This is a genomic window from Microbacterium sp. NPDC003461, from assembly GCF_053588335.1.
The window spans coordinates 92,027-109,972 of the sequence record NZ_JBSFPT010000002.1; the positions used below are offsets into that span (position 1 = coordinate 92,027).

17 protein-coding genes and 2 tRNA genes are annotated in these 17,946 nt (G+C 72.3%); 7 read left to right on the forward strand and 12 right to left on the reverse strand.

Features of this window, described 5'->3' with window-relative positions; translation table 11 throughout:
* Window positions 1-10: 10 nt before the first annotated feature.
* From tig to ACWDR7_RS01720, 4 genes are all read right to left on the reverse strand, one after another.
* Complete coding sequence (gene tig, locus ACWDR7_RS01705; protein ID WP_449853207.1) at window positions 11-1,348, reverse strand: trigger factor; 1,338 nt, start codon at window positions 1,346-1,348, stop codon at window positions 11-13.
* 69 nt (window positions 1,349-1,417) lie between these two features.
* Window positions 1,418-1,491: transfer RNA gene (locus tag ACWDR7_RS01710), tRNA-Pro, on the reverse strand.
* Between the two features lie 128 nt (window positions 1,492-1,619).
* Window positions 1,620-1,693, reverse strand: a tRNA-Gly gene (locus tag ACWDR7_RS01715).
* 72 nt (window positions 1,694-1,765) lie between these two features.
* Window positions 1,766-2,305, reverse strand: a complete 540-nt coding sequence (locus tag ACWDR7_RS01720; RefSeq protein WP_449853208.1) for a gamma carbonic anhydrase family protein — start codon at window positions 2,303-2,305, stop codon at window positions 1,766-1,768.
* 163 nt (window positions 2,306-2,468) lie between these two features.
* Between ACWDR7_RS01720 and ACWDR7_RS01725 the strand changes: the two genes are divergently transcribed.
* The gene (locus ACWDR7_RS01725) at window positions 2,469-2,951 is read left to right on the forward strand and encodes a Dps family protein (RefSeq protein WP_449853209.1); all 483 of its coding nucleotides are present in this window, start codon (window positions 2,469-2,471) and stop codon (window positions 2,949-2,951) included.
* A 49-nt stretch (window positions 2,952-3,000) separates the two neighbouring features.
* Here ACWDR7_RS01725 and ACWDR7_RS01730 read toward each other — a convergent pair whose 3' ends face one another.
* Genes ACWDR7_RS01730 through ACWDR7_RS01745 form a run of 4 tightly spaced genes read right to left on the reverse strand, consistent with a single transcriptional unit; the run spans window position 3,001 to window position 7,247 of the window.
* Window positions 3,001-4,509, reverse strand: a complete 1,509-nt coding sequence (locus tag ACWDR7_RS01730; protein ID WP_449853210.1) for an amidohydrolase — start codon at window positions 4,507-4,509, stop codon at window positions 3,001-3,003.
* An 8-nt stretch (window positions 4,510-4,517) separates the two neighbouring features.
* Window positions 4,518-5,537 (reverse strand): Fpg/Nei family DNA glycosylase, encoded by a 1,020-nt coding sequence (locus ACWDR7_RS01735; protein WP_449853211.1) that lies wholly within the window; start codon window positions 5,535-5,537, stop codon window positions 4,518-4,520.
* 2 nt (window positions 5,538-5,539) lie between these two features.
* The gene (locus ACWDR7_RS01740; RefSeq protein ID WP_449853212.1) at window positions 5,540-6,031 is read right to left on the reverse strand and encodes a ribose-5-phosphate isomerase; all 492 of its coding nucleotides are present in this window, start codon (window positions 6,029-6,031) and stop codon (window positions 5,540-5,542) included.
* Between the two features lie 28 nt (window positions 6,032-6,059).
* Complete coding sequence (locus ACWDR7_RS01745) at window positions 6,060-7,247, reverse strand: ferrochelatase (protein ID WP_449853213.1); 1,188 nt, start codon at window positions 7,245-7,247, stop codon at window positions 6,060-6,062.
* 175 nt (window positions 7,248-7,422) lie between these two features.
* On the opposite strand from ACWDR7_RS01745, the gene pepN reads away from it, so the two are divergent.
* The 3 genes from pepN to ACWDR7_RS01760 are packed head-to-tail and all read left to right on the forward strand — an operon-like array spanning window position 7,423 to window position 11,522.
* Window positions 7,423-9,972, forward strand: coding sequence for an aminopeptidase N (pepN, locus tag ACWDR7_RS01750; protein ID WP_449853214.1), 2,550 nt, complete (start codon window positions 7,423-7,425; stop codon window positions 9,970-9,972).
* A 30-nt stretch (window positions 9,973-10,002) separates the two neighbouring features.
* Window positions 10,003-11,118, forward strand: a complete 1,116-nt coding sequence (locus ACWDR7_RS01755; protein ID WP_449853215.1) for a mechanosensitive ion channel family protein — start codon at window positions 10,003-10,005, stop codon at window positions 11,116-11,118.
* The gene (locus tag ACWDR7_RS01760) at window positions 11,115-11,522 is read left to right on the forward strand and encodes a globin (protein WP_449853216.1); all 408 of its coding nucleotides are present in this window, start codon (window positions 11,115-11,117) and stop codon (window positions 11,520-11,522) included. The genes ACWDR7_RS01755 and ACWDR7_RS01760 overlap by 4 nt, the downstream gene beginning before the upstream one ends.
* A 3-nt stretch (window positions 11,523-11,525) precedes the next feature.
* Here the strand turns inward: ACWDR7_RS01760 and ACWDR7_RS01765 are convergent, their stop codons facing one another.
* Window positions 11,526-12,185, reverse strand: a complete 660-nt coding sequence (locus tag ACWDR7_RS01765; protein WP_449853217.1) for a hypothetical protein — start codon at window positions 12,183-12,185, stop codon at window positions 11,526-11,528.
* A gap of 53 nt (window positions 12,186-12,238) precedes the next feature.
* Here ACWDR7_RS01765 and ACWDR7_RS01770 point away from each other — a divergent pair, with 53 nt between their 5' ends.
* A complete protein-coding gene (locus ACWDR7_RS01770) occupies window positions 12,239-13,081 on the forward strand; it encodes an acyl-CoA thioesterase (protein WP_449853304.1) in 843 nt (280 codons plus the stop codon).
* A gap of 19 nt (window positions 13,082-13,100) precedes the next feature.
* Here ACWDR7_RS01770 and sufU read toward each other — a convergent pair whose 3' ends face one another.
* The 3 genes from sufU to ACWDR7_RS01785 are packed head-to-tail and all read right to left on the reverse strand — an operon-like array spanning window position 13,101 to window position 15,320.
* Complete coding sequence (gene sufU, locus ACWDR7_RS01775; RefSeq protein ID WP_449853218.1) at window positions 13,101-13,544, reverse strand: Fe-S cluster assembly sulfur transfer protein SufU; 444 nt, start codon at window positions 13,542-13,544, stop codon at window positions 13,101-13,103.
* Complete coding sequence (locus ACWDR7_RS01780) at window positions 13,541-14,815, reverse strand: aminotransferase class V-fold PLP-dependent enzyme (protein ID WP_449853219.1); 1,275 nt, start codon at window positions 14,813-14,815, stop codon at window positions 13,541-13,543. The genes sufU and ACWDR7_RS01780 overlap by 4 nt, the downstream gene beginning before the upstream one ends.
* Window positions 14,816-14,852: 37 nt before the next feature.
* Window positions 14,853-15,320, reverse strand: a complete 468-nt coding sequence (locus ACWDR7_RS01785) for an acyl-CoA thioesterase (RefSeq protein ID WP_449853220.1) — start codon at window positions 15,318-15,320, stop codon at window positions 14,853-14,855.
* A 365-nt stretch (window positions 15,321-15,685) separates the two neighbouring features.
* Between ACWDR7_RS01785 and ACWDR7_RS01790 the strand changes: the two genes are divergently transcribed.
* On the forward strand, window positions 15,686-16,981 hold the full coding sequence (locus ACWDR7_RS01790) for a quaternary amine ABC transporter ATP-binding protein (protein ID WP_449853221.1): 1,296 nt from the start codon (window positions 15,686-15,688) through the stop codon (window positions 16,979-16,981).
* On the forward strand, window positions 16,981-17,937 hold the full coding sequence (locus tag ACWDR7_RS01795) for an ABC transporter permease (protein ID WP_449853222.1): 957 nt from the start codon (window positions 16,981-16,983) through the stop codon (window positions 17,935-17,937). The genes ACWDR7_RS01790 and ACWDR7_RS01795 overlap by 1 nt, the downstream gene beginning before the upstream one ends.
* Window positions 17,938-17,946 lie beyond the last annotated feature (9 nt).

Here is a 17,946-nt window from a genome sequence, read left to right on the forward strand (position 1 = left end):
TGAGAGGTGCTTACTCGGCTTTCTCGGCCTCGGCCTCGTCCTCGTCGCCCTCGTCCTCGGATGCGGCGTCCTCGACGAGCGCGAAGTCCGACACGTCGACCGGCTTGCCGTTGGTGTCGACGACCTCCGCCTTGCCGAGCAGGATCGACAGCGCCTTGTTGCGCGCGACGTCGCCCATGAGCGCGGGCAGCTGGCCGCCCTGCTGGATGGCCTGGATGAACTCCTGCGGCGCCATGCCGTATTGACCGGCCGACTGGATGAGGTACTGCGTGAACTCGTCCTGCGACACCTGCACGTCGAGCTGCTCGGCGTAGGCGTCGAGCAGCATCTGCGTGCGGAACTGCTTCTCGCTCGCCTCGGCCACCTCGGCGCGGTGCTCGTCGTCCTCGAGACGGTTCTCGGCCTCGAGGTGGCGGTGCACCTCGTCCTCGACGAGCTGCGCGGGCACGGGGATCTCGACCTGCTCGAGCAGCGTCTCGATGAGCTTGTCGCGGGCCGCCGACGCCTGCGCGAACGCGCCGCGCGACTGCGTCTGCTCCGCGAGGCTCTCGCGCAGCTCGGCGAGCGTGTCGAACTCGCTGGCCATCTGGGCGAAGTCGTCGTCGGCCTCGGGCAGCTCGCGCTCCTTGACGGCCTTGACGGTGACGGAGACCTCGGCCTCCTCGCCCGCGTGGTCGCCGCCGACGAGCGTCGACTTGAAGGTGGTGTCCTCGCCGGCCGTGAGCGACTCGATCGCCTCGTCCGTGCCCTCGAGCAGCTGGCCGGAGCCCAGCTCGTACGACACGCCCTCGGCGCGGTCGATCTCGGTGCCGCCGATCGTGGCGACGAGGTCGAGCTCGACGAAGTCGCCCTTGGCGGCCGGGCGGTCCACGGTGACGAGCGTGCCGAAGCGGGCGCGCAGGTCGTTGAGCGCCTCCTCGACCTTGGCCTCGTCGACCTCGATCGCGTCGACCTCGACCTTCAGGCCCTCGATCGAGGGAGCCTCGAACTCGGGACGCACGTCGGTCTCGATGTCGACGACGAGGTCGCCCGAGAAGTCCTTCTCGTTCGGCCACTCGACGATCTCGGCCGACGGGCGGCCGAGGACCTTGAGGTCGTTCGCGGCGACCGCCTCGCGGTAGAAGCCGTCCAGCCCCTCATTCGCCGCGTGCTCGAGGACGGCGACGCGGCCGACACGCTGGTCGATGATCGGCGCCGGCACCTTGCCCTTGCGGAAGCCGGGGATCTGCACGTCCTGCGCGATGTGCTCGTAGGCGTGCTGGATGCTCGGCTTGAGCTCCTCGGGGCTGACCGTGATGTGCAGCTTCACCCGGGTCGGGCTGAGCTTCTCGACGGTGCTGTTGACCATGCTGGTTGCTTCTCCTCGTGACGGACCCGCACGCGATCCGCACGGGGGTTCAGGTCTTCGGGCCGTTCGTCGGGGCGACAGGATTCGAACCTGCGACTTCCCGCTCCCAAAGCGGGCGCTCTACCAAGCTGAGCTACGCCCCGGGGCTTCCCGCGGAGCGGGAGTGCGAAACGGCCCCATCGAGTCTAGCCGACGTGGCGACCGGGCACCTGATGGCCGGATCGCGGGCGCGCCGCAGCGGTTCCCGGGACGCGCGGACGGGAGAAGCATCTGGAGGGGATGACGGGAATCGAACCCGCACCACCAGTTTGGAAGACTGGGGCTCTACCATTGAGCTACATCCCCGGACTGCCGGGCAGCGCGTTCGAGTCTAGCCGACGCGTGAGCCGCGTCTGAAACGCGCAGGCTTCCCGCGCGTCACCGCGCGGCGGTGGCCGCGGCGTGGAGCCGAGCGTTCTCGACGTAGCGGTCGGCGTTGTCGCGCAGGCCCGCGATCTCGTCTTCTGTCAGCGCGCGGCGCACCTTCGCGGGCACGCCGGCGACGAGCGAGCGCGGCGGGATGACGCTGCCCTCGAGCACGACGGCGCCGGCCGCGATGAGACACTGCGGGCCGACGACCGCTCCCGACAGCACGACCGATCCCATCCCGACGAGCGAGCCGTCGCCGATCTCGCACCCGTGCACGACGGCGTTGTGGCCGATCGAGACATCCTCTCCGATCCGCGCGGGATGATCCCGATCCACGTGGATCGCGACGCTGTCCTGCACGTTGCTGCGGGCACCGATCCGGATCGCGTTGACGTCGCCCCGCAACACGGCGTTGTACCAGACGCTCGTCGACTCCCCCAGCCCCACGTCGCCGATCACCCTCGCGCCGTCCGCGACGAAGGCCGACGGATCGACGGCCGGCTCGGCACCAGGCAGGGACAGGACGGACGCGGTCGCGGCGATGCTCATGCGCCCATCGTGCCACGCCGCGCGCGGCGCGTTTCGGCCCGGTCAGCGGACCGTTAGCCCAGCCTCAGCTTGCTTGCGGAATGCCTGCCGGTGGGGCACCGTTGAGGTCATCGGATGGCGCATTCACGCCACTTCCGCGAGGTGACCAACGGGAGGAATCACCATGACCAAGCAGACCATCGCGGCCACCGCCGCCGACCCCACCGTCGCCGCCGCCGCCTCGCAGTTCCTGTCGCCCGTCGTGCTGGGCCTGCAGGCCCTCGTGGTGAACGGCAAGCAGGCGCACTGGCACGTGCGCGGCGCCAACTTCGTGGGCGTGCACGAGTTCCTCGACACGCTCGTCGCCCACGCGGGTGGCTGGGCCGACGAGGCCGCCGAGCGCATCATCGCCCTCGGCCTGCCGATCGACGCGCGCCTCGACACGATCGCCGAGAAGGCGCCGGCCACGCACGTGGGCGCCGGCTTCGAGCAGTCCGACCAGCTCATCGCGAAGGTCGTCGCCGATATCGACGCGATCATCGCCGACCTCGACGCCGCGATCGACGGCCTCGACGAGATCGACCTCACGAGCCAGGACGTCGCGATCGGCATCAAGGCCGGTCTCGAGAAGGACCGCTGGTTCCTCGTCGCGCACGTCGCGGAGTAAGCCATCGCCTCCGATGCCCCGGGCCGATCGGTCCGGGGCATCGTCGCGTTCAGGCCAGGTGGGTGAGGCGCCCGCCGAGCAGCGTCGCGTGGACGGGCATACCGCGCAGCGCATCGCGGTCCGCCGTGCCCGGATCGTGCGCGACGATCGCGAGATCGGCGGGCGACCCTGGCTCGATCGTCTGCGCGTCGGTGGAGCCGCCCGCCGTCGACGCGGCCAGCGCCGTGCGAGCGTCGATCGCCTGCTCCGGCCGCCACGGCTCGCGCTCGTCGTCGGAGCGGAACACCGCGGCCGACATCGCGACCCAGGGATCCAGCGGCGCCACCGGCGCGTCCGAGCCGAACAGCAGCCGCACCCCCGCATCGCGGAACGCGCGCAGCGGGTAGGGGCTCGCGGCGTGGGCGCCCCAGTGGCGCTCGGTGAGCTCCCTGTCGTCCACCGCGTGCTGCGGCTGCACGCTCGCCGCCACCCCGAGATGCGCGAAGCGCTGCACGTCGGCTGCCGAGACGAGCTGCGCGTGCTCGATGCGACCGGGCACGCCGGCTCGGGCGAACGCGTCGAGCGCCGCCGCGTTCGTGCGATCCCCGATCGCGTGGATCGTCGTCGCGATTCCCGCGGCGGCGGCGCGGACGACGAGCCGCGCCATCTCCTCAGGCGAGGCGTTCGGGCCGCCGTGGTTGTGCGGGTCCCCGGCGTACGCGTCGGTCGTCCATGCCGTGCGCGTGCCGAGCGAGCCGTCGGCGAGCACCTTGAGCATGCCCATCCGCACAAGGCCGGCGGCGTCGAATGCGTCGCCCGTGGCCAGGCCGTCGGCGATCGCCTCGTCGAGGTGATCGGGGTACACGGCGGCGTGCACGCGCAGCCCGTCCCAGCCCGCCGCGCCGCGCCGCCGCCAGTCCCTCAGCTCGTCGCCGAACTCGAGGTCCCAGACGCCGACCACGCCGCGCGCCGCGGCGTCGCGCGCGGCCCGCCGGATGAGTCGGTCGGCCGCGCCGTCGGAGAGCTCGTTGACGGCGACGATCGTGGCGAACGCGGGTCCCTCGCGCAGCACTCCGGACGGATCCGGCGCGATCCCCTCGCGGCGGAAGGCGGCGGTGTTCATCCAGACCGAGTGCGAGTCGGCGCCGAGCAGGTACGTCGGAACATCGCCGGTCGCCGCGTCGAGCGCCGCGAGGCTCGCGGGCTCGGCCCACAGCCCCTCGCGCCAGTGCTGCAGCACGCTGCGCCCGTCGTCCCCCGGCTCCTGCCGGGCCGCGAGCACCGCGGCCTCGCCCGCCGACCGCGCGTGCGCGACGGAGGGGCGCGAACGCGACAGCGCCCACTGGCGCAGGTGCACGTGGTGGTCCCACAGGCCGGGCACGAGCCACGCGCCGCCCGCGTCGAGCACGACGCCGTCGCGCCGCGCGTTGCCGGCGGGGGCGATGTCGAGGATGCGCCCGTCGCGCAGGAAGACGTCGTACGGCGCATCGGGCTCCACGAGCGCGAGCGGCATGAGCTCGCGCCCCTCCCCCGCGATCCGCGCGTTCGCGATCACGTCGACGGTGGATCCGACGTCCATCCCACTCCTCACCTCTGGCAGTTCGGGCACCAGTACAGCTTGCGCGCCTGCATCTCCTCGAGCGCGATCTCCGTGCCGCACACGCGGCAGGGCAGCCCGGCGCGGTGGTAGACCCAGTGGCGGTCGTCGCGGCTGGCCATGGCCTTGCGCCACGCCTCGCCCTCGAGCCCGTCCATCGTCATCATCTGCCCGGTCTCGACGCCGATGCGCAGCAGCGCGTCCCAGTCGCGCCACAGCCCGCGCACGATCTCCTCGGGGATCGCGCGGCCCGGCGTATGCGGATCGAGGCGCGCGCGGAAGAGCATCTCGGCGCGGTAGACGTTGCCGATCCCGCTCACCACCGCCTGATCCATGAGCAGCTGACCGATCGCCACGTTGCGCGCCCGCACGGCGCGGACGAAGCGCTCCTCGTTCTCGGTGGGGTCGCCCACGAGCGGATCCGGTCCCAGACGCGCGATCACGGCCTCCACCTGCGCGGCCGTCTCGACCGCGCACGCCGTGGGGCCGCGCAGATCGGCGCACGTGCTCTCGGTCAGCAGCCGCAGGCGCACCTGCCCGACGACGGGCGGCGGCCACTCGGCGTCCGGCGCCTCGAGCCCGTCGGGCTCGTCGAGGCCCTTCGTCTGCTCGGACATGCGCACGTGCACGCGCGTGCGCCGGGGCGCGCCGATCGACGTGAGCGAGTTCTCGCCGGCGTCGTCGAAGACCGGCTCGTCGCCGAGCACCGTGCCGCGCTGGTTGGTCTGCCCCATCCGGCCGTTGGCGGAGGCGATGGTGGGGTCGACGAGGATCTCGCCCGCGAAGTCCCACGCGCCGTACAGGCCGAGGTGCACGCGCAGCCAGGCGCCCGAGTCGAACTCGAGGAACATCTGCTTGCCCACCGCCTGCGCGCGCGTGGGCGTGCGGCCCGAGAGCATCGCCGCGCCCTCGGCGAAGCGGCCCTGCGGGCTCGTGGCCTGCACGGGGCGGCCCACGAAGTTGCGCGCGAACTGGCGGGCGATGCGGTGGACGGAGTGGCCCTCTGGCATGCCTACGCGCCCGCGCGCGGATCGGGCTCGAGCGTGCCGTCGGTCTCGAACGCCGCGATCTGGCCGATCCGGCGCGCGTGCCGCTCCTCGCCCGAGAACGGCGTCTCGACGAAGCGGTCGATGAAGCGCGCGACCTCCTCGAACGTGTGCTGGCGCGCGCCGATCGCGATGACGTTGGCGTCGTTGTGCTCGCGCGCGAGCTCGGCGGTCGCGATGCTCCACACGAGCGCGGCGCGCACGCCCCTCACCTTGTTCGCGGCGATCTGCTCGCCGTTGCCCGATCCGCCGAACACGACGCCGAGCGCCTCGACGCCGGCCTCCTGGTCGGCGACGACGGCCTGCGCCGCGCGGATGCAGAACGACGGGTAGTCGTCGAGCGGGTCGTAGGAGACGGGCCCGTGGTCGATCACCTCGTGGCCCGCACCCGCCAGGTGGTGCTGCAGCTGCGTGGAGAACTCGAGGCCGGCGTGGTCGGTCGCGATGTGGATCCGCATGCTGCGATTCTCCCCTATGCCCGGCCGATCACGGCGCAATGCCTGCGGCGGCGGGCTTGAACCCCGCACGCACGTTCTCGCAGCACCCCGGGCGGCAGACGTCGAACCACGGCCCCAGCTCCGTGCGGTGCGGACGCTCGCCCGCGGGGGTACCGCGCAGACGCTCCTCGACGAGATCGACGAGTCCCGCCACGTAGGCCGGGTCCACGCCGGGGGTCGGCGTGCGCACCGCCCGGATGCCGACCCTCTCGGCCGTGTCCTTCGCCTCGTTGTCGAGGTCCCAGAGGACCTCCATGTGGTCGCTGACGAAGCCGAGCGGCACGATCGCGATCGCCTGCACACCGGCCGCGGGCAGCTCCTCGATGACGTCGTTGATGTCGGGCTCGAGCCACGGCTGCGAGGCGGGGCCCGAGCGGGACTGGTAGACGAGCTTCCACCCCACCTCGGCCGCCTCCGGCAGGCGTGTGGCGATGTCCGCCATGACGGCCTCGGCCACCGCCAGGTGCTGGGCGGCGTAGGCGCCGCCCTCGCCCCAGTCGATGTCGCGCGGCCCGGAGCGCTGCGCGTCCTGCATCGGCACGCTGTGGGTGGAGAACAGCACCTGGATGGCGTCCGCGGAGATCCCGTCACCGAGGTACACGCGGATCGCCGCCTCCACGCCCTCGATGAAGGGCTGCACGAAACCGGGGTGGTCGAAGAACTGGCGCACCTTGTCGATCGTCATGCGATCGCCGAGATCGTTGTCGATGAGCACGCGCGCGAAGTCCTCGCGGTACTGCCGGCAGCTCGAGAACGAGCTGTAGGCGCTCGTCGAGATAGCCAGCAGTGTGCGCCGCCCGTCCTGATCCGCCTGCGTGACTGCCTGGTCGAGATAGGGCGCCCAGTTGCGGTTGCCCCAGTACACCGGCAGATCGAGCCCGCGTCGCGCGATCTCCGCCTCGAGGGCACGCTTGAGCTCGCGGTTCTGCGCGTTGATGGGACTCACGCCGCCGAAGTGGCGGTAGTGCGTGGCGACCTCCTCGAGCCGCTCGTCCGGGATGCCGCGACCGCGCGTCACATTGCGCAGGAACGGGATGACGTCGTCCTGGCCCTCGGGACCGCCGAAGCTGGCGAGGAGGATTCCGTCGTAGGCGACGGGGGCCTCGACGTGGGCGGAGCCGCTCGAGGCGGCGGCGGATGCGAACGGAACGGTGACCTCAGGCTCGGCGGTGCTCACCCCTCCATTTTCGCACCCGCGTCGAAGAACTCCCCCAGCCGGCATGCAGGATCGGCATATCGGCTCCGCATTCGCGCTTTCCCGCGCCGGGAGGGCGCGAGCACGTAGGCTTGACCAGTCGCCGCGCCCGCCGGCGCGGCTCCCCCGATCGTTTCCACCACCAGGGAGTTGCGCAGTGCCTGGAGAGAACCTCACCCGCATTGAGGCGCAGGAGCGTCGCGCCGTCGTCGACACGCAGTCCTACGCGGTCACGCTCGACCTCACCAAGGGCGACGAGGTGTTCGGCTCGCGCAGCGTCGTGCGCTTCGCCGCGACACCCGGGGCATCCACCTTCATCGACCTCATCGCGCGCGAGGTGCGCGAGGTCACGCTCAACGGCGTGCAGCTCGAGCCCTCCGAGGTGTTCGCGGACGCGCGCATCCGCCTCGACGGCCTCCAGGCCGAGAACGAGCTCGTCGTCGACGCCGACTGCGAGTACACGCACACGGGCGAGGGCCTGCACCGCTTCGTCGACCCCGTCGACGGCGAGGTGTACCTGTACACCCAGTTCGAGGTGCCCGACTCGCGCCGCGTCTTCGCGGTCTTCGAGCAGCCCGACCTCAAGGCCGCGTTCCAGTTCACGGTCACGGCGCCGTCGACGTGGCAGGTCGTCTCGAACCAGCCGACCCCCGAGCCGATCCTGCACGACGACAACGAGAGCGCCACGTGGGGCTTCGAGCCCACGCCGCGGATCTCGTCGTACATCACCGCGCTGATCGCCGGACCGTACGAGGTCGTCCGCTCGGAGCTGACGAACACCGAGGGCCGCGTCGTGCCGCTCGGCGTGTTCGCGCGCAAGAGCCTGTCGCAGCACGTCGACGCCGACTACATCTTCGAGAAGACGCGCCAGGGCTTCGCGTACTACGAGGAGAAGTTCGGCTTCCCGTACCCGTTCGCGAAGTACGACCAGCTCTTCGTGCCGGAGTTCAACGCCGGGGCGATGGAGAACGCGGGCGCGGTCACCTTCACCGAGACCTACGTCTTCCGCAGCAAGGTGACCGACGCCGTCAAGGAGCGCCGCGTCGTCACGATCCTGCATGAGCTGGCGCACATGTGGTTCGGCGACCTCGTGACCATGAAGTGGTGGAACGACCTGTGGCTGAACGAGTCGTTCGCCGAGTGGGCGTCGACCATCGCCACGGCCGAGGCCACCGAGTGGACGGAGGCGTGGACCACGTTCAACGCCATGGAGAAGACCTGGGCGTACCGCCAGGACCAGCTGCCGTCGACGCACCCGATCGTCGCGGAGATCAACGACCTCGAGGACGTGCAGGTCAACTTCGACGGCATCACGTACGCCAAGGGCGGCTCGGTGCTCAAGCAGCTGGCCGCGTGGGTCGGCATCGACGCGTTCTTCGCCGGGGTGGGCGCCTATTTCCGCAAGCACGCATACTCGAACACCGAGCTGTCGGATCTGCTCGTGGAGCTGGAGCGCACGAGCGGCCGCGACCTGTCGACGTGGTCGAAGAAGTGGCTCGAGACCGCCGGCGTCAACACGCTCTCCCCCGCGATCGACGAGGACGTGGACGGCCGGGTCACGCGGTTCCGCGTGCTGCAGACGGCGCCCGCCGACTACGCGACGATCCGTCCGCACCGCCTGGGGATCGGCTTCTACGACCTGCAGGACGGCGCGCTCGTGCGCACGCACCGCGTCGAGGTCGACGTGGACGGCGACGTCACGGAGATCGCGGAGCTCAAGGGCCGCGCCCGCCCGGACCTCGTGCTGCTGAACGACGACGACCTCGCGTACGCGAAGATCCGCCTCGACGAGCGCAGCCTCGGCACGGCGATCGACCACCTCTCCGACATCGCCGACCCGCTCGCGCGCTCGCTCGTGTGGGGTGCCGCGTGGGATCAGACCCGCGACGCCGAGACGGCCGCGAGCGACTACGTCGACCTCGTGCTGCGCAACATCGGCGCCGAGACCGAGTCGACCACCATCCGCACCACGCTCGCGCAGCTGCAGCTGGCCGCTAACTCGTACGTCGCGCCCGACCGCCGCGACGAGACCCGCGCCAAGGTGGCCGACGGCCTCTGGCGGCTGCTGCAGGAGGCGGCGCCCGGCAGCGACCTGCAGCTGCAGCTCGCGACCGCCTTCGCCTCGGCCGCGTCGACCCCCGCGCAGTGGGACAACGTGCGCCGGCTGCGCGAGGGCGAGGTCGCGCTCGAGGGCCTGCAGATCGACGAGGACCTCGCGTGGCAGCTGCTCATCTCGCTGGCCGCCGGCGGCGTGGCCGACGAGGACGCGATCGCCGCGGCGCTCGAGGCCGACAACACGGCCAAGGGCGGCGAGTTCGCCGCGCAGGCGCGTGCGGCGCTGCCGACGCCCGAGGCGAAGCAGGCGGCCTGGGCCGCGCTCGTGGAGGACGACTCGCTGCCGAACACCGTGGTGCGGTCGGCGGCCACCGGATTCGTCCACCCCGCCACCCGCGACCGGCTCGAGGCGTTCGTGCCCCGGTACTTCGACATGCTGCTGCCCGTCTGGGAGGGCCGCACGTACCAGATCGCGTCGTACCTCATCGAGCTGCTGTACCCGGCGGCGCTGGCGAACGTCGAGCTGCGCGACGCGACGAGGGCCTGGCTCGCGGCCCACACCGACGCGCCTGCCGCCCTTCGTCGCCTCGTGCACGAGTGCCTCGCCGGCGTGGAGCGGGCGCTCACGGCGCAGTCGCGCGACGCGGAGTGACGCGAGCGGGTCAGGGAGGGAGCGCGAGGGATGCGTGCCTTCGACACCGGCGATGAGCCGCAGATCACCCCGGAGTTCTGGAGCGGCGTGCTCGAGACGCTGCGGGCCGTCGGCCTCGACGCGCTGTGGGTGGCCGTCACCCTCATCGTGTGCGTCGCCATCGCGTGGGCGCTGCGGCTGATCATCCGGCGCGTCGTGCACCGGATCGTGGAGGGCGCCAAGTCCAAGGCGGACGTCGCCGACACCCGCGCGATCGAGCGCTCCCCGCTCGCGTCGGTGCGGATCGTGCAGCGCTCGCGCACCCTCGGGTCGATCCTCACGAACATCGTGAACGTCGCGATGGTCGTCATCGCGGCGCTGCTCGTCATCGCGATCGTCGCCCCCGACCTGCTCGGCTCGCTCACGCTGCTGAGCGCCGCCGTCGGCGCGGGTCTCGGCTTCGGGGCGCAGAACATCGTCAAGGACGTGCTCAACGGGATCTTCGTCGTCGCCGAGGATCAGATCGGGATCGGCGACGTCGTGGACGTGGGGCTCGCCTCCGGCGTCGTCGAGTACGTGAGCGTGCGCGTCACGCACGTGCGCGACGTCAACGGCACCCTCTGGTACGTGCGCAACGGCGAGATCCTGCGCATCGGCAACATGTCGCAGGGGTGGTCGCGCGTCGTGCTCGACGTCAGCCTGCCCGCCGACGTGGACGTCGACGACATCGAGCACACGCTCGGCGGCGTCGCCTCCGCGCTCGCGCACGACCCCGCCTGGCGCACGCGCGTCATCGGCGATCCGGAGGTCTGGGGCCTGGAGTCCGTCGACGGCGAGACGCTCGTGATGCGGCTGGTCGTGAAGGCCAAGCCGAGCACGAAGGAGGACGTCGCCGCCGAGCTGCGCAAGCGACTGCACGCCGAGCTGCGGGCGCACGGCGTCGAGCTGCCCGGCGTGGCGAGCGTCGCGCTCACCGGCGCCGAGGGAGCCATGCGGGTGCGCGGCCTGAACCCGCCGACACGTCCGCAGCACCTCCCCGCGCGCCCCACGTGGCACCCGCGGGGCGCGACCTCGACGTCGGCGCCGCAGGAGCGCCGCCCCGCCGACAAGGCACCGGACGAGCCCGCCGACGGATCCGCGGACGGATCCGCTGAGGAGGAGAAGTGACCGACGAGACCAGCTTCTACGAGCAGGTGGGCGGGCGCGAGACCTTCGCCCGGCTGGCCGACGCGTTCTATCGCGGCGTCGCGGACGATCCCGTGCTTCGTCCCATGTATCCCGAGGAGGACCTCGGTCCCGCCAGGGAGCGCCTGCTGCTGTTCCTCGAGCAGTACTGGGGCGGCCCCACCACGTACAGCGAGCAGCGCGGGCACCCGCGCCTGCGCATGCGCCACGCGGCGTTCCACGTCAACCCGGACGCGCGCGACCGCTGGCTCGCGCACATGCGCGCCGCCGTCGACGAACTCGAGCTCTCACCGCTGCACGAGGCCACGCTGTGGGACTACCTGCAGCGCGCCGCGCACGCCATGGTGAACACGTTCGAGCCGACACCCGGCGCCGCCGGCTCCTGAGTGTCAGCGCCCGGTCGGGCGCACCTGCGTCATGCCCGAGACGGCGGGTCCCCTGCTGAGCACGTGACCGCGGCGCAGGGTGACGCGGGTCCACCGGCCCGCGGCCATCACGCGCGCCCGCTCCTCGCCACCCACGAACCCGAACGCGAACGCCGCGAAGGCGACGCCCAGCGGCAGGCCCCCGAGCTCCTCGTCCGGCGCGCCCCAGACGGCGCCGCGCACGGCGCGCACCGCGTCCTCGCCCGGGTTCTGCGGCAGCCGCTCGGCGACCGCGGCGATGCCCCACTGCGCGCGGCTCGCGAGCGTGGCCGCCGCGATCTCGCCGCGCGCCTCCCAGCCGGCGCGGGGTGGCGCGATGCCGGCCCAGGCCGGGGCGATGGCGGTCTCCGGCAGCGCGAGCGCCGTGGGGTCGTCCGTGGCCGCGAGCTCGGCGACGACGAGATCGCACTCGAGCTCGGGATCGGCGGCGAGCACGCGCATCGCGAGCACGGTCGGCGTGCGGTCCAGCAGCCCGTGCGGCGCGAGCGCGGCGCTCGTCATCGCCAGCACGCCCCCGGCGCCCTGCAGCCGCACGCCCTCGGCGCCGGCCTGCGCCGCGCGGCCCGCGAAGGTCAGGGCGTCGCGCGCGGAGTCGGCATCGGCCAGCAGGAGTCGGGGGGCCATCCGACCTAGACTACTTTCTCGTGACCCTCGAGCTCCCCACCGATCCTGTCGAGATGCTGCGGGGGGTGCTGGCGCTCGACGACACCGGGGCGCGCACCTCGAACGACATCTTCGTCGGCGCCTCCCACCCGATGCCGAGCGGCCGCGTATTCGGGGGGCAGGTGCTCGCGCAGGCCGTCATGGCCGCGACGCGCACGCTGCCGCCGGAGCGGCACCCGCACTCGCTGCACGGGTACTTCCTGCGCCCCGGCGACGTGCGCGGTCCCATCACCTTCGCGGTCGATCGGGTGCACGACGGCCGATCCTTCTCGCGGCGCCGCATCCAGGCCTACCAGGAGGGCGTGCCGATCTTCTCGGGCATCGCCTCGTTCCAGGACGACGACCCGGGCTTCGAGCACCATCTGCCCATGCCCGACGTGCCCGCGCCCGAGGACCTGCCCGATCCCACCCAGCTGCACGTCGATCACCCGCAGTCGGGGCTGCTGCTGCGCGCCAACCCGATCGAGGTGCGCCACACCACCGGCGACATCTGGCTGCACGTGGACGAGCCCTCGCCGTACCAGGCCGTGTGGACGCGCGTGCGCGGACCGCTCGGCGACGACCCCGCCCTGCACCGCGCCGCGCTGGCGTACCTGAGCGACTTCACGATCCAGGAGCCCGTGATGCGCGCCGGCGGCGTGGCGTGGAGCGACCCGGGGGTGAAGACGGCCAGCCTCGACCACGCCATCTGGTGGCATCGCTTCGCCCGCGTCGACGAGTGGCTGCTGTACGTGCAGGAGTCGCCGAGCTCGCAGGGCGGCCGTGGACTGTCGCTCGGGCGCCTCTACACGCGCGACGGCGTGCTCGTGGCCACGGTGGCGCAGGAGATCATGCTGCGCGTGCCCGACAGGGCCTGAGCCCCGCGCGCGCGTGCCGTCAGGCGGCGCGCGACTCGGTGAGGCACGCCTCGAGCGCGACCCAGCCGAGCATGGCGCACTTCACGCGCATGACGTACTTGGCCACGCCCTGGAAGGCGGCGGCGTCGCCGAGCGCCTCGGTCGGCTCGACCGCGCCGCGCGAGCGCAGCATCTCGCGGAACTCGCCGATGCGGGCGAACGCCTCGTCGCGGTCGGCGTGCTCGAGCAGCTCCGACATGATCGAGGCCGACGCCATCGAGATGCTGCAGCCCTGGCCCTCCCAGGCCAGCTGGTCGATCCGTCCCTCGTCGTCGAGCGTGACGCCGAGGGTGATCTCGTCGCCGCACGACGGGTTCAGCTCGTGGTGCGTGTGCGCCAGCCCGCTCGGGTCGCCCTTGCCGTACGGGTCGCGCGAGTGATCCATGATCAGCTCGCGGTACAGGCCCTCCAGCTCGCCGCTCATCGGTCCGCTCCGAAGAAGGCGCGGACCTCGCCGAGGGCGACCCGGAAGCGCTCGACGTCGTCCGCCGTGGTGTAGACCGAGGCGCTCGCGCGCGTCGTCGCCGCCACGCCGAGCCGGCGATGCAGCGGCTGCGCGCAGTGGTGGCCCGTGCGCACCGTGACGCCGCGGTCGTCGAGGAACTGCCCGACGTCGTGCGCGTGAACGCCGTCGACGATCACGCTCACGAGCGCGGCGCGGGGCGCACCCGCCGCCGGGCCCACGAGCCGCACGCCGGGCACGGACTCCGCCGCCTCGACGAGCAGGCCCGCCATCTCGGCCTCGTGCGCCGCCACGGCGTCCATGCCGATCCCGGTGAGGTAGTCCACCGCGGCGCGCAGTCCCACGGCCTGCGACACGGGCTGCGTGCCCGCCTCGAGCCGGTGCGGTGCGGGCAGGAACTGCGCCTCGTCCATCGTCACCGTCGTGATCATCGAGCCGCCCGTGCGGGCGGGTGGCAGGGCGTCGAGCAGCTCGGCGCGGCCGTACAGCACGCCGATGCCGGTGGGGCCGAGCATCTTGTGGGACGAGAACGCGGCGAAGTCGACGCCGAGGGCACCGAGATCGGCCGGCAGGTGCGGCACCGACTGGCACGCGTCCAGCACGGTGTAGGCGCCGCCCGCGCGCGCGGCCTCGACGACGTCGGCGACGGGGGCGATCTGACCCGTCACGTTCGACACGTGCGCGAAGGCGACGACGCGGGTGCGCGCGGTCAGCTGCGCCCGGAGCGCGTCGATCGTCCACAGCCCGGCGTCGTCGACCGGCACGTGACGCAGCGTGGCGCCCGTGCGGGCCGCCAGCCGCTGCCACGGGATGAGGTTGGCGTGGTGCTCCGCCTCGGTGACGAGGATCTCGTCGCCGGCGCGCAGCGCGAAGCGCTCGTCGCCGAGCCCGAGGGACGCATCGGACATGCCGAGCGCGATCGTGTTCAGGGCGTCGGTGGCCCCCGCCTGCCACGCGATCTCGCGCTCGCCGGCCCCGACGAACGCGGCGACGCGCTCGCGCGCATCCTCGAACGCGGCCGTGGCCTCGCCGGTGGCCATGCTCGATCCGCGGTGCACGGCCGCGTAGTCCGCGCGCACGAACGCCGCCTCGGCGTCGATGACCGACGCGGGGCGCTGCGACGTCGCGCCGGAGTCCAGGTACGCGGTGTCCGGATGCGCGGCGAAATAGGGGAAGTCCGCGCGCGCGGAGGCGCCGACGCGGGCGAGGGAACGAGCAGACTGCAGAGTCACCCCTCCAGTCTCTCGCAGTTCGCCTCAACGGGCGCCGTCAGCCCTCGTCCGGCGCCTCGAGGTAGGGCTCCCACGCCGCGCGCATGGCGTCGGGCATGCGCACGGGCCGGCCCGTGTCGGGCGAGACGAGCACGACCGTGACGCTCGCCCGGCCGAACAGCGTCTCCCCCGCCGGGCCGCCCCACACCTCGTACCTCAGCTCGGCCGAGGCCCCGCCCAGCCGGCCGAACCAGATCCGCACGTCGAGCGGCTCCTGCTGGTACGGGATCGGCGCGAGGTACTCGGCCTGCTGCGTCGCGATGAGCGGGTAGAACGGGCCCTCGTCGCCCACGCGCAGCTCGGCGTCGAACACCGCCAGCGGCGTCGCCTTCGCCGGATCCTCGTGGAGCCAGAACGCGCGGAAGCGCGCCTCCTCGAGCAGCTTGACGAAGCTGGCGTTGTTGACGTGCTGGAAGGCGTCGAGGTCGCCCCAGCGCAGATGCACGGGCACATGCAGGCGGGTCATCAGGCCATTCTCGCAGGCGGCGGCGATCACGGTCGCGTAACGATGACGATCGGCTGAGAACCGCGGAATGACGGGCATCTAGGGAAGACCGCAAGCGTCATAGGTACACCGGCGCGTCGCGACTGAGTAGACAATTCCCGGCGGATCGATAGACTCTTCGGCGCGCCGGTCGGGCATGCGTACCGTATCCCGACCCTCTGGGAACCGCCCGTCGGTTCCCGCTCGAACCAGGCCCGCGAACGCCGCGCTGCGGCGGGCGTATGGCCGGCGATCCACCACCGTCACACCCGAGACGACCGTGGAACCCGTCTGCCCGGACCGTTACCGATCACCGGCCACCCGCGCACGGCCGGCAGAGGAGAACGTTGACCGACAGCGACATCGCACTGCGCGCCGAGGGCCTCTACAAGGTCTTCGGCCGTCGTCCCCAGGAAGCCGTGGAGCGCCTGCGCTCCGGCACCCCGCGCGAGCAGCTCGGCGGCGGCACGACCGCCGCCGTCATCGACGCCTCGTTCGAGGTGCGCCGCGGCGAGATCTTCGTCGTCATGGGGCTGTCCGGATCGGGCAAGTCCACGCTGATCCGCATGCTCAACGGCCTGCACGACGCGACCGCCGGCACCATCCGGATCGGCGACGACGAGCTCACGGGCGTCTCGCCCTCGCGGTTGCGGCAGATCCGCCGCGAGCGGGTGTCGATGGTCTTCCAGCACTTCGCCCTGCTCCCCCACCGCACGGTCGCCGACAACGTCGCCTACCCCCTCGAGCTGCGCGGCGTCGCCCGCGACGAGCGCCTCGCGAAAGCGCGCGAGATCCTCGGCCTCGTCGGCCTCGCCGGCTGGGGCGACAAGCTCCCCTCCGAGCTGTCGGGCGGCATGAAGCAGCGCGTCGGCATCGCCCGCGCCCTCGCTGCCGACAGCGACATCCTGCTCATGGACGAGGCGTTCAGCGCGCTCGACCCGCTCATCCGCCGCGAGATGCAGGATCAGCTGCTCGAGCTGCAGGCGAGCCTCGGCAAGACGATCATCTTCATCACGCACGACCTCAACGAGGCGATGTACCTGGGCGACCGGATCGCGGTCATGCGCGACGGACGGATCGTGCAGATCGGCACGCCCGAGGACATCCTCACCGACCCGGCGAACGACTACGTCGAGCAGTTCGTGCAGGACGTCGACCGCGCCCGCGTGCTCACGGCCTCGGCCGTGATGGAGCGCCCGCGCCCCGTCGTGGCCGAGTCCGCCGGCCCCCGCACCGCGCTGCGCACGATGCGCGACGCCCAGGCGGCCGCGGCCTACGTCGTCGATCGCGACCGCCGCCTCGTCGGCACGGTCGAGGACCGCGACGCCATCAAGCTGCTCCGCCGGGGCGAGAGCTCGCTGGCCGGCATCATCAAGCACGACGCCGTGACCGTCGACGAGGACGCCGTGCTCATGGACCTGTTCGTCCCGGCCGTCGAGTCCAAGCTGCCCGTCGCCGTGACGAACGCGGCGGGCCGCCTGCTCGGCGTCATCCCGCGCGTCACGCTGCTGGCCGCGCTCGGCCCCGGCCCCGGCGCGACCGAGGAGATCACCCTGCCGCACCCGCCCGTGCCCACCACCGTCATCGACGAGCTGCTCGCCGAGACCGCGGCGCAGGCCGACAAGATCGAGGAGGTGCGCTGATGGACGGCTTCCGCATTCCCGTCGGCCAGTGGATCGCGACCGGCGTCGACTGGATCAAGGACAACCTCGAGTGGCTGCTCGACCTGATCTCGCTCGTCGTGCGCTGGCTCGTCGAGAACCTGACCGACGCGCTCGTCGCGACGCCGTTCGTCGTCACCGTTCTCGTCGCGGCGCTGCTGAGCTGGCTCGTCCGCTCGTGGCAGATGGGCGTCGGCACGCTCGTCACCTTCACCCTCATCGCCGCGATGGACGTGTGGGAACCGGCGATGCAGACGCTCGCGCTCGTGCTGATCGCGGCCCTCGTGGCCGTGCTCATCTCGATCCCCGTCGGCATCTGGTCCGCGCGGAACGCCACGGTGCGCGCCGTCGTGAAGCCGGTCCTCGACTTCATGCAGACGATGCCGGCGTACGTCTACCTGATCCCGGCGATCGTGTTCTTCAGCATCGGCGTCGTCCCCGGCGTCATCGCGACCATGATCTTCGCGCTGCCCCCGGGCGTGCGCATGACCGAGCTCGGCATCCGCGGCGTCGACGCCGAGACCGTCGAGGCCGGCCAGGCCTTCGGCGCCACGCCCGGCCAGATCCTGCGCGGCGTGCAGCTGCCGCTCGCGGTGCCCACCATCATGGCGGGCGTGAACCAGGTCATCATGCTGGCCCTCTCGATGGCCGTCATCGCGGGCATCGCCGGAGCCGACGGCCTCGGGAAGAACGTCGTCGAGGCCATCTCGACGATCAACATCGCCAAGGGCGTCGAGAACGGCCTGGGCGTCGTGTTCCTCGCCGTGTTCCTCGACCGCGTGACCGCCGCGCTCGGCAACCCCGCCGACTACCGCGGCTCGCTCCTGGGCATGCTGCGCCGCCGGCGCGCCACGCGGCGCGCCACCACGACGACCGCCGACGAGATCGCGCGCGAGAAGGCCTCGCCGCGCCACACGCCGATTCCGACCGGCGCCTGACGCGCCCGC